Consider the following 12,104-nt stretch of genomic DNA (forward strand, 5'->3'; position numbering starts at 1 on the left):
GTGCAACGACTAGAGTGATTTTCCCAGGCGTCGCCCTCTTAGCGGCGCTTAATCATCGACAAAGGATGCCGCGATGCAACTGATCGGTATGCTGGATTCGCCTTTTGTGCGCCGGGTCGCCATCGCCCTGCGCCTGCTGGACCTGCCCTACGAGCACCGGCCGCTGTCGGTGTTCCGCAATTTCCAGGCGTTCAGCCTGTTCAACCCGATGGTCAAGGCGCCCACGCTGGTGCTGGACGATGGCACCGTGCTGATGGACTCCAGCCTGATCCTCGATTACCTGGAGTGCCTGGCCGGCCGCGAACGCAGTCTGCTGCCGCAACGGCCGCAGGCCCGTGCACGGGCGCTGAGTCTGATCGGTGCGGCGCTGGTGGCCTGCGAGAAATCCGTGCAGATCTACTACGAACTGAACCTGCGTCCCGAGGAACGCCGCCATGGCCCCTGGCTGGAGCGGGTGGAGGGGCAGTTGCTGGCGGCCTACGACTGGCTGGAGGCAGCGCTGCGCCAGGAGCCGCTGGCACGCGACGGCGGCATCGAGCTGGTCGGGGTGACTGTTGCAGTGGCCTGGCGCTTCAGCCAACTGGTGGTCGCGGAGCGGGTCGCCGCCAGCGAATACCCGGAACTGGCAAGCTATTCGGATTATGCGGAAGGGTTGCCGGTGTTCCTCGAGACGCCGCCGGTCTGAGCCCGCGAGGGGCCAGGCTGGCGCCCCTCGAACGGCTCGATTCCGCCTGCGCCCGGCCTCGGTTCGCTGCAGGTCGCTGCCGTCGTCACGGCCCGGACCGGTTGTTGCGAACTGCTGTTCGGCGCCGGCCTGGAGGCGGCCCGGCCCTGGCTCAGCCTGGTCCTGAGCGCGGCCCTCGGCTTGCTCTTCGGCATGCTGCTGGGCGGGCTCTGGTTCGGCTACTGGATCCGCCAGGAGGGATTGCAACTGACCCACCTGCTGCTGGTGGTCTGGGTGCTGGCGAACTTCTTCGTGCTCAACGTCCGCTGGAACTGATGGGGACTGCCGGTACGAGGAGCAGGGCGCGAGGACGGCGACAGTGGAGCGAGCCGGACGCCCGTCGATAGCGCGAAGTCGCATCTCGCTCCTGCCACCCGATCCCTCGGCTCCCCTCTGTTCGCACGCGCTGCATGGGCTGACGCAGTTGGAACTGCCCCCGGGCAGTGGCAGCCGGCTGCCTCGAGGGCAGGTGCTCCGGCTGGCTCGGCATGGTCACTGGAGTTCAGCCCCGGGGTTCTTCGAGGAAAGCAGAACCTGCGGCATCGGCTCCTTTCGCCCGACTGGGCTCAGCGCAGCTCTTCGGCGGCGGCGACCAGTTGTTCGAGTTGATGGTGGATCTGGGCCCTGTCCAGCAACTGCAAGGGCTGGCGGTTCCAGAGCAGCCGTTCGCCGCTTTCGGGGTCGCGGCCCAGGATCGGCTTGCAAGGGTCCTGGCTGAACAGGTTCTGCTCGCTGGCCGTAGCGTCTCCTTGTCCTTCCAGGCGGGTGAACATCAACAGATGATCGGTCGGATGTTCTGCCAGATGGCAGAGATGCGGGCCCACCTGCAGGCTGAGTACGCTCTCCTCGTCATTGGGCGTCGGGAGATCGAGAGCGAGAAAAAGCTGGTGGATGGCGGCGCGGTAGAGTGGATTCATGGCGTGTTCCGAGTCACTGGAGGCGGCCATTAGAGCAGTGCCAGCCCGGAGAGACTGTTAATCGTGGTTCTCTTTTTTTAGGTTTTGCCGCTGCCGATTCCAGTGAAAAAACGGCGGCCAATCCTGATAGGCGATGGGGTTTCCCGTTCCTAGACTGGCGGAGAAACATCAGGAGAAGGCAACCATCATGCATATTCAATCGCTTCAGCAGAGTCCGTCTTTCGCCGTCGAATTGCACCAGGCCGCCAGTGGGCGTTTGGGACAGATTGAGGCCCGCCAGGTCGCCACCCCCAGTGAAGCGCAGCAGTTGGCCCAGCGCCAGGACGCGCCGAAGGGTGAGGGGCTGCTCGCTCGCCTGGGCGCGGCGCTCGTGCGTCCCTTCGTGGCGATCATGGACTGGCTGGGCAAACTGTTGGGCTCCCACGCCCGCACCGGGCCGCAGCCCAGTCAGGACGCGCAGCCTGCGGTCATGTCCTCGGCCGTCGTGTTCAAGCAGATGGTGCTGCAGCAGGCATTGCCCATGACCTTGAAGGGACTCGACAAGGCGAGCGAGCTGGCGACCCTGACACCGGAAGGACTGGCCCGGGAGCACTCCCGCCTGGCCAGCGGAGATGGGGCGCTGCGTTCGCTGAGCACCGCCTTGGCCGGCATTCGTGCCGGCAGCCAGGTCGAGGAGTCCCGTATCCAGGCTGGCCGCCTGCTCGAACGGAGCATCGGCGGGATCGCGCTGCAGCAGTGGGGCACCACCGGCGGTGCCGCGAGTCAACTGGTGCTCGACGCAAGCCCGGAACTGCGGCGCGAAATCACCGACCAGTTGCATCAGGTAATGAGCGAGGTCGCACTGTTGCGCCAAGCGGTAGAGAGCGAGGTCAGCAGAGTATCGGCCGACAAGGCGCTGGCGGATGGCCTGGTGAAGCGGTTCGGGGCGGATGCGGAAAAGTACCTGGGCAGACAGCCTGGTGGCATCCACAGTGACGCCGAAGTGATGGCGCTTGGTCTCTACACCGGCATTCACTACGCGGACCTGAATCGCGCTCTGCGTCAGGGGCAGGAGCTGGATGCGGGACAAAAGCTGATCGACCAAGGTATGTCCGCGGCCTTCGAGAAGAGCGGACAGGCTGAACAGGTAGTGAAGACTTTCCGTGGCACCCGTGGCGGGGATGCCTTCAACGCCGTGGAAGAGGGCAAGGTTGGCCACGACGACGGCTATCTCTCCACCTCCCTGAACCCCGGTGTCGCGAGGAGCTTCGGGCAGGGCACGATATCCACCGTGTTCGGCAGGTCCGGAATCGATGTCAGCGGGATATCGAACTACAAGAATGAAAAAGAGATTCTCTATAACAAAGAGACCGACATGCGCGTGCTGCTGAGCGCCAGCGATGAGCAGGGAGTGACCCGCCGGGTCCTCGAAGAGGCGGCCCTGGGGGAGCAGAGTGGCCATAGCCAGGGACTGCTCGATGCTCTCGACCTGGCAAGCAAACCGGAACGTTCAGGCGAGGTCCAGGAACAGGATGTACGCCTGAGGATGCGTGGCCTTGATCTGGCCTGACCGGTCGTAAAAGAAAGACGTCACGAACGGACACCTTGGGGTGTCCGATTCTTGGCTCGGCAGCGGATCTGGGTGGAGAGGCGTGCTGGCTATTCGCCCAGTGGTTCCAGGAGGGCTGCTGTCCAGCGCTCCTTGCGCCAGGCCCGGCGCTGCTTCTTGTCGAGGTAGGTCCAGGCGACGAAGCGGCTCTGCTTCTGTCCCTGGGCCATGTCCACCACGCGGATATCGCTGGCGCCCAACGTCTTCAGGCGCTCCTGGAGGTTCGGCAGGTTGCTCGCCTTGGATACCAGGGTGGTGAACCAGAACACCTGCGTGGCGAACGCCCGGCTTTCCTCGGCCATGCCGGCCAGGAAGGCCGCTTCGCCGCCCTCGCAGTACAGCTCGGCGCCCTGGCCGCCAAAGTTCAGTAGCGGCAGGGTACGGGTCGGGTCGAGCTTGCCGAGGTTCTTCCACTTGCGCCGGCTGCCGCGCGTGGCTTCGTCCAGCGAGGCGTGGAAGGGCGGGTTGCAGAGGGTCATGTCGAAGCGCTCATCGACGCCGATCAGGCCCTGGAATATCTGCCTGCGATCAGGCTGCCGGCGCAACTCGATGGCAGCGGCGAAGCGTGGGTTGGCGGCGAGGATCGCAGCGGCCGAGGCCAGCGATTGCGGGTCGATGTCGGCGCCGACGAAGCGCCAGCCGTATTCGTGGTGGCCGAGCAGCGGGTAGATGCAGTTGGCTCCGGTTCCGACGTCCAGCGCACGCAGGCCGGGACCGCGTGGAATCAGGCCATCGTGGCTGGCGCCGAGCAGGTCGGCCAGGTAGTGCAGGTAGTCGGCGCGACCGGGAATGGGCGGGCACAGGTAACCATCGGGTATATCCCACTCGCGTACGTCGTAGAACTGTTGCAGCAGCGCGCGGTTGAAGGCTTTCACCGCCGCCGGATCGGCGAAGTCGATGCTCTGCCTGCCGTACGGATTGAGGATGACGAAGCGCTCCAGTTCCGGGCTGCCGGCGATCAGGCGCGGAAAGTCGTAGCGTCCCAGGTGGCGATTGCGCGGGTGCAGCGGGCTGGCGCTCTTGCGCTCGGCGTCGGGATGCGGGCTGGTCGGGCGGGGCATGTTCTCGGTTTCCGTGACGGCGAGGCGGGCATTATTCACATCCGCCGGAGGCTGGCCAGTGTTTCTGCCGAGCGGCGCGCTCCTGGCCCGGTCACAATGGAAACAGCCACGGAATCACCAGCACGCAGACGAACATCACCAGCAGGGTAAATGGCACGCCGATCCGGACGAAGTCTCCGAAGCGGTATTGGCCAGGGCCCAGCACCAGGGTGTTCACCGGCGAGGAAATCGGCGTCATGAAGGCTGCCGAGGCCGCCACCGCCACCACCATGGCGAAGGGGTAGGGCGAGGCGCCGATCTGCTTGGCGGTGGCGATGGCGATCGGCGCCATCAGCACCGCGGTAGCGGTGTTGGAGATGAACAGGCCGATGGCCGCGGTGAGCAGGAACAGGCTGGCCAGCAGCACGCGCGGGCCGGCGTCGCCGAGGGCGTCGACCAGCAGCGAGACCACCAGGTCGATACCGCCGGTCTTCTGCAGGGCCAGGGCGAAGGGCAGCATGCCGACGATCAGGACCAGGCTTTGCCAATGGATGGCGCGGTAGGCGCCGTCCATGTCGATGCAACGGAACAGGCCCATCAACAGGCAGCCGACCAGTGCCGCGACCACGTTGGGCACCACCCCGCTGACCATCAGCGCCACCATCACGGCCAGGCTGAGCAGGGCGTGCGGCGCCTTGCTCAGGGCCGGCGCCACCTCGTCGATCTCCGCCGGCAGGCTGAGCACCAGGAAATCGCGGTTGCGTCCCTGCAACTGGCGGATCGCCTTCCAGGCGCCGATCACCAGCAGGGTATCGCCCAGGCGCAGCTTCTCTTCCAGCATGCCGTCGGTGAGCGCTTCGTGGTCGCGACGCAGGCCGACCACGTTGAGCCCGTACTGCGAACGGAAGCCCAGTTCCAGGACGCTCTTGCCGAGCAGGGTGGAGTCCGGCGGCAGAGTCACCTCGGCCATGCCGACCTCCCGCGACTGGTCGATGAAGTAGCTGGCGCGGAACGGCAGGCGCACCAGGTTCAGCTCGGCGCAGCGCCGGTCCATGTCCTCCGGAGGGGCGAAGACGTCCAGCAGCAACACGTCGCCCGCCTTCAGCTCGGTGCTGCCGCCGACCTTGACCACCTCGCTGTGGAACTTGCGTACCCGCTCCAGGCCGACCACGTTGGCGCCCAGGCGGGTGCGCAGTTGCAGTTCTTCCAGGGTGCTGCCGATCAACGGCGAGCCGAGCTGGACCTGCAGGCGCCGTTCGCGGCCGGCCAGGCGATAGTCGCGGATCAGGTCGCGCAGGGTCCGCCGTGCCTTCGGCGCGCCGACTTCCGCCGGGCTGGCGGCGTTCAGCCAGTTGCGCGTGAGCAGCATGTAGGCCACGCCGATGGCGAGCACCATGAGGCCTATCGGGGTGAAGGCGAAGAAGCCGAAGCCGGCATGACCCTCGCGCGCCAGCTCGCTGTTGACCACCATGTTCGGTGGCGTGGCGACCAGGGTCATCATGCCGCTGATCAGTCCGGCGAAGGCCAGCGGCATCATCAGCCGGCCCGGAGGGATCTTCAGCTTGGCGGCGATGCTCAGGACCACCGGGATGAAGATCGCCACCACCCCGGTGGAACTCATCACCGAGCCCAACCCGGCCACCGCCAGCATCAGCAGTACCAGCAGGCGCGCTTCGCTGCTGCCGGCGCGGGCGATCAGCCAGTCGCCGACCTGGTAGGCCACCCCGGTACGCACCAGGCCTTCGCCGATCACGAACAGCGCGGCGATCAGTATCACGCTGGGATCGCTGAAGCCGGCCAGGGCTTCGTTGAGGGTAAGGGTTCCGCTGACGCTGAAGGCCATGATCACCAGCAGGGCGATCACGTCCAGGCGCAGGCGGTTGTGGATGAAGAGGGCGACGGTGGTGGCGAGCAGGCCGACCACCCAGAGCAGTTCGAGGTTCATGCGGGCATCTGAGCGGGAGGATGCCTGCGAGTGTGGCAGACGGACGCGGATCGCGCCTTGATCTGCTGCAGGTCGACGGCGCCTCCCCGCTTCGCCGCGGAGAGGCGCCGCGGCCCTGTCAGCCGAGGAGGAGGGCGTCGTCGGCGAGCTTCTCGCCGCGCACCTTCTCGAACATCGCCAGCAGGTCCGGTACGTCGAGGCCCTTGCGTTGCTCGCCGGAGACGTCCAGCACCACCTGGCCCTGGTGCAGCATCACCGTGCGCTCGCCCACGTCCAGCGCCTGGCGCATGCTGTGGGTGACCATCATGGTGGTGAGTTTCTTCTCGGCGACGATCCGTGCGGTGAGATGCAGGACGAAGTCGGCGGTGCGCGGGTCGAGCGCCGCGGTGTGTTCGTCGAGCAACAGGATACGCGACGGCTGCAGCGCCGCCATCAGCAGGCTGACGGCCTGGCGCTGGCCGCCGGAGAGCAGGCCGATGCGGTCGCCGAGGCGGTTCTCCAGGCCGAGGCCGAGGGTCGCCAGGCTTTCCCGGAAACCGTCGCGCATCGATGCCTGCACCGCCCTGCCGAGGCCGCGACCGGCACCGCGACGCTGCGCCAGGGCCATGTTCTCCTCGATGGTGAGGTCCTCGCAGGTACCCGCCATGGGGTCCTGGAACACCCGCGCGACGCGGTTGGCGCGGGCCCAGACCGGCTTGCGGGTGACGTCTTCGTCGTCGATCAGGATCTGCCCGCTGTCGATCGGCAGGTCGCCGGAGACTGCGTTGAGGAAGGTCGACTTGCCGGCGCCGTTGGAGCCGATCACGGTGACGAACTGGCCGGCCGGGATGTCCAGCGACAGGCCGCGCAGGGCGCGGGTCTCGATGGGGGTGCCGGGGTTGAAGGTGATCTTCAGGTTCTTCGCGCTGAGCATGGTCAGGCTCCCTTCTTGCCGAGCAGGCGTTTCTTCATCATCGGAATCACCAGGGCGACGGTGACCAGCACCGCGGTGACCAGGTTCAGGTCTTGGGCCTGCAAGCCGATGAAATCGCTGTTCAGCGCCAGGGCGATGAAGAAGCGGTAGACGATGGCACCGAGGATCACCGCGAGGGTCGCCAGGATCAGCCGGCGCGAGGGCAGGATGCTCTCGCCGACGATCACCGCCGCCAGGCCGATGACGATGGTGCCGATACCCATGGAGATATCGGCGCCGCCCTGGGTCTGCGCGAACAGCGCGCCGGCCAACGCCACCAGCGCGTTGGAGATGGCCATGCCGAGCAGGATCATGCCGCCGGTGTTGACCCCCTGGGCACGGGCCATCCGCGGGTTGGAGCCGGTGGCGCGGATCGCCAGGCCTTTCTGGGTGGTGAAGAACCAGTCCAGCAGCAGCTTCGCGGCGATCACGATGAACACCAGCAGCAGCGGGCGGAACACGTAGTCGCTGAGCCATTCCGGCTGCAGCAGGGTGAACAATGTCGGCTCGGCGATCAGCGGTACGTTGGGCTTGCCCATGATGCGCAGGTTGATCGAGTAGAGCGCGATCATCATCAGGATGCTGGCGAGCAGGTCCATGATCTTCAGCTTGACGTTGAGCAGGCCGGTGGCCAGCCCGGCCAGTGCACCGGCGGCGGTGGCCGCCAGGGTCGCGCTGTACGGGTCCCAGCCAAGGGCGATGAGGGTCGCGCAGACCGCGCCGCCGAGCGGGAAGCTGCCGTCCACCGTGAGGTCGGGGAAGCGCAGCAGGCGGAAGGAGATGAATACGCCGAGTGCCACGAGGCTGAAGATCAGGCCGATCTCCAGGGCACCGAACAGGGAAAACAGAGACATGACTTCGTAACCGAGTGCGTGAAGGCAGGATTATCGTGCCGTCCGGCCACGGGCGGGACGCCCGCGGCCGGCGGCCGCTTTTTTTACTTGATGACTTCCGCGGCCGACTTGAGCAGTTCGTCGGACAGGGTCACGCCTTGCTTCTGCGCGGCCCCGGGATTGACGAACAGCTGCAGGTTGTCGCTGGTCTCCGGCTTGATCTCGCCCGGCTTCTCGCCCTTGAGGATGCGCACCACCATGCGGCCGGTCTGCTTGCCCATCTCCTTGTAGTTGATGCCGAGGGCGGCGATGGCGCCGCGCTTGACGCTGTCGGTGTCGGAGGCGATCAGCGGGATCTTCGCGTCGTTGCCGACCTTGACCAGCGCCTCGTAGGCGGACACCACGTTGTTGTCGGTGTTGGTGTAGATCGCGTCGACCTTGCCGACCAGGCTGCGCGCCGCCGAGCTGACGTCCACCGAACGCGGTGCCGAGGCTTCGACCAGGCTCAGGCCCATCTTCGGCAGCAGTTCCTTCAGCTCCTTGACCACCACCACGGAGTTGGCTTCGCCCGGGTTGTAGACCATGCCGATGCGCTTGGCGCCCGGCACCACTTTCTTGATCAGCTCGATCTGCTTGTCCAGCGCGAGCATGTCGGAAACCCCGGTGACGTTGGTGCCGGAGGCTTCCCAGCTCGGCGTCAGGTGCGCGCCGACCGGGTCGGTGACGGTGCTGAAGACGATCGGGATGCTCTTGGTCGCGGCCACCAGCGCCTGGGCCGACGGAGTGGCGATGCCGACGATCACGTCGGGCTTGTCGCCGATGAACTTGCGGGCGATCTGCGCGGCGGTGCCGGTGTTGCCCTGGGCGCTCTGGTACTGCCACTTGAGGTTCTTGCCGTCTTCGTAGCCGGCCTCCTGGAGGGCCTCCTTGACCCCGTCGCGAGCGGCGTCCAGCGCCGGGTGCTCGACGATGGCGGTCACGGCCACCGACTTCTGCTCTTCGGCGTTGGCGCCGAAGGACAGGGCCATGCCAAGGGCCAGGGCACTGAGGGGCAACCATTTATTCTTATAGGCCTGCATCATGCGGCGATCTCCTGATTGTATTGGCGCGCTGTAGCGAATTGTTCTGATTGGGCGGTGCGGGTACAGCGTGGCCGAAACATCGCATTTTTCGCGCAAGTCGTCAGCAGGTTTGATGTTTTTTCTTGCGGTGGGATTACCGCTGGGGGGCAAGGGGGAGTGCCTGCCTTTGCGAAAATTCGATGAGGGCCCGCGTGGCCTCCGAACAGAAGGTCATCGGTTTCGAGCCCAACCAAAGATATGTGGCCAATTGATGGCCTTGTGGTACACGTCTCCCGAGTTGCAAGGACGCGTACCGCACCGCCTGCCTGGGAGCGGTGCTTTGCGCCCGGTCTGCGTGCCTGCCATGGGGGTGGGCTCTGGGGGATGCATGGTGGGGCGTTGGAGTGCGTGGATCGTCGCCGTGGCGATCTGTCTCATGGTCGGGGACGCGACCGCCGCTGGCTGGCGTTCGGCAAACTTCCGTGTCTATAGCGGCGCAGGCCTACAACCGTTACTCCTATGGCTGGAATAATCCGATCGCCAGTGTGGATCCGACAGGGTATGCGTTGGAGGAGATTTCTTCGTCCAAAAGTTGGTACTCGCCAGTTATTGATAATAGTTGGTTGTTCTTGAGCAACTTGTGGATGGGGAATGGTCCGGAAAGTGGCTTCGAATTTAGCCTGGGCATTTTAAAAGGAGGGCTATCCTTTTCTCAGTCTATGTCATGGGTCAATCCAGTTGCCGGAGGTGTTCAATATCTTTCGAATAACTGGGCTTCTCAAGCTATTTGGGGTGAAGGGTTTAGTGAGTTAATATCTTATAAAAATATCGATCAGTGCTGGCGGTGGCTTGTTTGATGTTGGCAGTGTCTTTCTTCCTGTCGGGCGCGCAATAGTTTCTGTAGGTTTTGACTTTATGTTCGGGGCCGTCTCGGGAGCGGAGCGCGGTCTAGGAGGGCGTGGTGGCCATAAATATGCTGCTGGTATACTTTCTGGGGGTAGTGGGAAAGCGTTCGCAGGGCACGGTAAATATGTTTTCGGTAGCGGGGATTTTTGGGTGCCTGATGGGCCGTACATAACTCTTCCAAGGCCTGGAATTAATATTCTGGATGAAACCGGTCGATTTATTGAATTGGGTGATTGGGCTGGTTTGGCGCAGGCTGCAAAAATTAATCCGAGACTTGCAGGTGATATTGAAGGCATGGCTACTTATTTGCCGCGTGCTGAGATTCCTAACTATACTCTAAGTGCTCCAGCTGCTAGAGGTCCAGCATTGCATATCGATGGAAACTCAACGACTGTTGAGTTCAGTACCCCCTTGGAAAAACTATTACAGCTTGGGATGGGATGCGTGCAGTGGGCTGCTTGTACAACATTTGCGAGGTAGGTGATTTATGTATTTCCCAGACATGTCTTTTTATTCGTATTTTCTTTTGAGGCCGTTAGGTAGTGTAAGAAACATAGGTTGGTTAGGAAGAGGGCAGCAGTACTCCAGGGGGCGGGTAAGTTCTGGATTGCTTGATAAATTGAAGTTGATAATTATGTCGGAGGGGGCGGTTGATTTCCACGTTAATAGAGTAATGAGCGCACATGAGTGTGTAGTCGCTGGATGTCGGGATTTGTTCGTGGGAGATGTTGGTTTGGGTTTTTCTGAAATATGGATTCCTGGAGTTGAGAAAGGAGCATATTTTGCATCTCCTTCGTTGATACTTCATTATATTGAAGAGCATGATTATTGCCCTCCACAGATGTATTCGGAGGCGGTGATGGCTGTTGATTTGGAAATTGGCTATAAAGCCCAGGAGGTATATGTGGGGCTTGTGGCTGGCCATTTTTAGATTTATCGAGTCTTGCGGTTATTAGGTCTGTTCCAACCTATTGATAAGATTCTTCTGAAAGTTTTTCAGGCTTTAAGGGCCAAGCTAGGGTTCTTTGTCAATGAGGGGCTGGAAGGTTATGGGGAGGTCGGTCAGAAAAAGCATAAGTTTTTTTGGTTCAGTCAGGAAGTATGACGTGAAGGTTGAGCACCAGAGAGGGATGTGATGGCTGATTTTGAATATTATACTAAAGGTGATATGGCGCTACGGTGTAATTCAGAAGGGTTGTGGTATTTGTCCGTGGGGGATCAGGTTTTTTTTCTCCAGGAGGAAGAGAGTTTTTGGAGGGTTCTGGTTTTATTGGAGAAACCTTACGAAGAGGTTAGGGAAAAGCTTGGGCGGGGATTTTGTTACTTAAATGTTGTTTTGGTGGGACTAGATAGTGAGTCTGACTACTGGATTGGTTTGGCACTTTCTTGGATAGAGCAAGGAGGAGCAGAAGCCAGTGATCTACTACTAGCACGCTTGAAGGGGGTGGTTGAGGGGCGGAGCGCCAATCAAAAAAACAGGCATAAAGCTTTTTCAGTATTGAGAAAAATAGGTGGGTAACTACTTGTGTATTGGTTTTTCTAAAAGCATAGTTGCTTTAGTTGGTTGATAGAGCGGGTTTTTAAGTTTTTGCAGTGAGTGTTGTTATTGTGTTTTTTTGTTATGGCTGGTTTGAAACTTTTTGTTGGTGTTTTCTGTTTCTAGATTTAAGACGGTTTCTATGGCCAGGATACTGATTTTTTAGTGGGGTGGTGAAGAAATGCTTTGTATATCGTTGAAAAATGGCATTTAGGAGGTTATATGGGCAAGAGAGTGGTTGTATTGCTATGGCTGCTATTCACATCAATGTCAGCCCACGCCATCGATAAAAAAGTCAACAACGTTACCATCATGCGCGTGGGCTTCATGGTGGACGCGAATTCTCCGGGTGGAGGCTGGGGCTGCATCGTCAGCAAGCCGGGAGCGGCGGATTGCGGCTTTGGCCTGATGCGCCTGCCGCCGATGAATACCGATGCCGGCAAGGCCATGCTGTCGCTGATGCTGAGCGCCCAGGCCACACAGAACAAACTGCCGGAGATCGCCTATTCGGCCAGCGCCACGGTGAACGCGGTATGCCAGATCACTTCGGCGCAGATAGACAGCGGCGCCTGAGGGGAGAAAGGTACGAGGCCGCAGCCCC

13 protein-coding genes and 1 pseudogene are annotated in these 12,104 nt (G+C 62.0%); 8 read left to right on the forward strand and 6 right to left on the reverse strand.

Features of this window, described 5'->3' with window-relative positions:
- The first annotated feature begins 73 nt into the window (after positions 1-73).
- Together AT700_RS05490 and AT700_RS29160 are read left to right on the forward strand one after the other, a co-directional pair.
- Positions 74-685, forward strand: coding sequence for a glutathione S-transferase (locus tag AT700_RS05490; RefSeq protein WP_003113789.1), 612 nt, complete (start codon positions 74-76; stop codon positions 683-685).
- A gap of 66 nt (positions 686-751) precedes the next feature.
- Positions 752-1,000 (forward strand): annotated as a pseudogene (locus AT700_RS29160) (DUF2165 family protein); the annotation flags it as partial.
- A 290-nt stretch (positions 1,001-1,290) separates the two neighbouring features.
- Here the strand turns inward: AT700_RS29160 and AT700_RS05500 are convergent.
- On the reverse strand, positions 1,291-1,641 hold the full coding sequence (locus AT700_RS05500) for a CesT family type III secretion system chaperone (RefSeq protein ID WP_003111148.1): 351 nt from the start codon (positions 1,639-1,641) through the stop codon (positions 1,291-1,293).
- Positions 1,642-1,828: 187 nt separating this feature from the next.
- Between AT700_RS05500 and exoS the strand changes: the two genes are divergently transcribed.
- On the forward strand, positions 1,829-3,190 hold the full coding sequence (exoS, locus tag AT700_RS05505; protein WP_003113791.1) for a T3SS effector bifunctional cytotoxin exoenzyme S: 1,362 nt from the start codon (positions 1,829-1,831) through the stop codon (positions 3,188-3,190).
- An 89-nt stretch (positions 3,191-3,279) separates the two neighbouring features.
- Here exoS and rlmF read toward each other — a convergent pair whose 3' ends face one another.
- From rlmF to AT700_RS05530, 5 genes are all read right to left on the reverse strand, one after another.
- On the reverse strand, positions 3,280-4,290 hold the full coding sequence (gene rlmF / locus AT700_RS05510) for a 23S rRNA (adenine(1618)-N(6))-methyltransferase RlmF (protein ID WP_003092887.1): 1,011 nt from the start codon (positions 4,288-4,290) through the stop codon (positions 3,280-3,282).
- A 91-nt stretch (positions 4,291-4,381) separates the two neighbouring features.
- Positions 4,382-6,214, reverse strand: a complete 1,833-nt coding sequence (locus tag AT700_RS05515) for an SLC13 family permease (protein WP_003100585.1) — start codon at positions 6,212-6,214, stop codon at positions 4,382-4,384.
- A gap of 118 nt (positions 6,215-6,332) precedes the next feature.
- Positions 6,333-7,127, reverse strand: coding sequence for an ABC transporter ATP-binding protein (locus AT700_RS05520; protein ID WP_003092883.1), 795 nt, complete (start codon positions 7,125-7,127; stop codon positions 6,333-6,335).
- A 2-nt stretch (positions 7,128-7,129) separates the two neighbouring features.
- The gene (locus AT700_RS05525) at positions 7,130-8,020 is read right to left on the reverse strand and encodes an ABC transporter permease (protein ID WP_003092881.1); all 891 of its coding nucleotides are present in this window, start codon (positions 8,018-8,020) and stop codon (positions 7,130-7,132) included.
- Positions 8,021-8,103: 83 nt separating this feature from the next.
- Positions 8,104-9,081 carry an ABC transporter substrate-binding protein gene (locus AT700_RS05530; RefSeq protein WP_003092876.1) on the reverse strand — a complete coding sequence of 326 codons (978 nt, stop codon included), beginning with the start codon at positions 9,079-9,081 and terminating at the stop codon, positions 8,104-8,106.
- Between the two features lie 461 nt (positions 9,082-9,542).
- Between AT700_RS05530 and AT700_RS30105 the strand changes: the two genes are divergently transcribed.
- From AT700_RS30105 to AT700_RS05535, 5 genes are all read left to right on the forward strand, one after another.
- Positions 9,543-9,917, forward strand: a complete 375-nt coding sequence (locus AT700_RS30105; RefSeq protein WP_153274349.1) for a hypothetical protein — start codon at positions 9,543-9,545, stop codon at positions 9,915-9,917.
- Entirely contained in the window at positions 9,910-10,446 is a 537-nt protein-coding gene (locus AT700_RS30110; RefSeq protein ID WP_139268180.1) for a putative adhesin, read from the forward strand. Before AT700_RS30105 ends, AT700_RS30110 begins: the two co-directional genes overlap by 8 nt.
- A 7-nt stretch (positions 10,447-10,453) precedes the next feature.
- Positions 10,454-10,897, forward strand: coding sequence for a hypothetical protein (locus AT700_RS30115; RefSeq protein ID WP_153549419.1), 444 nt, complete (start codon positions 10,454-10,456; stop codon positions 10,895-10,897).
- Between the two features lie 204 nt (positions 10,898-11,101).
- Entirely contained in the window at positions 11,102-11,485 is a 384-nt protein-coding gene (locus AT700_RS30120) for a hypothetical protein (RefSeq protein ID WP_134304493.1), read from the forward strand.
- A gap of 240 nt (positions 11,486-11,725) precedes the next feature.
- A complete protein-coding gene (locus AT700_RS05535; protein ID WP_003119284.1) occupies positions 11,726-12,076 on the forward strand; it encodes a hypothetical protein in 351 nt (116 codons plus the stop codon).
- Positions 12,077-12,104: the final 28 nt, after the last annotated feature.

Origin of the sequence: Pseudomonas aeruginosa (assembly GCF_001457615.1) — a bacterium.
Classification (GTDB): Bacteria; Pseudomonadota; Gammaproteobacteria; order Pseudomonadales; family Pseudomonadaceae; genus Pseudomonas; species Pseudomonas aeruginosa.

Coding starts and splice junctions, on each gene's coding strand:
- AT700_RS05490 (WP_003113789.1), top strand. CDS start 74: ATGCAACTGATCGGTATGCTGGATTCGCCTTTTGTGCGCCGGGTCGCC.
- AT700_RS05500 (WP_003111148.1), bottom strand. CDS start 1,641: ATGAATCCACTCTACCGCGCCGCCATCCACCAGCTTTTTCTCGCTCTC.
- exoS (WP_003113791.1), top strand. CDS start 1,829: ATGCATATTCAATCGCTTCAGCAGAGTCCGTCTTTCGCCGTCGAATTG.
- rlmF (WP_003092887.1), bottom strand. CDS start 4,290: ATGCCCCGCCCGACCAGCCCGCATCCCGACGCCGAGCGCAAGAGCGCC.
- AT700_RS05515 (WP_003100585.1), bottom strand. CDS start 6,214: ATGAACCTCGAACTGCTCTGGGTGGTCGGCCTGCTCGCCACCACCGTC.
- AT700_RS05520 (WP_003092883.1), bottom strand. CDS start 7,127: ATGCTCAGCGCGAAGAACCTGAAGATCACCTTCAACCCCGGCACCCCC.
- AT700_RS05525 (WP_003092881.1), bottom strand. CDS start 8,020: ATGTCTCTGTTTTCCCTGTTCGGTGCCCTGGAGATCGGCCTGATCTTC.
- AT700_RS05530 (WP_003092876.1), bottom strand. CDS start 9,081: ATGATGCAGGCCTATAAGAATAAATGGTTGCCCCTCAGTGCCCTGGCC.
- AT700_RS30115 (WP_153549419.1), top strand. CDS start 10,454: ATGTATTTCCCAGACATGTCTTTTTATTCGTATTTTCTTTTGAGGCCG.
- AT700_RS30120 (WP_134304493.1), top strand. CDS start 11,102: ATGGCTGATTTTGAATATTATACTAAAGGTGATATGGCGCTACGGTGT.
- AT700_RS05535 (WP_003119284.1), top strand. CDS start 11,726: ATGGGCAAGAGAGTGGTTGTATTGCTATGGCTGCTATTCACATCAATG.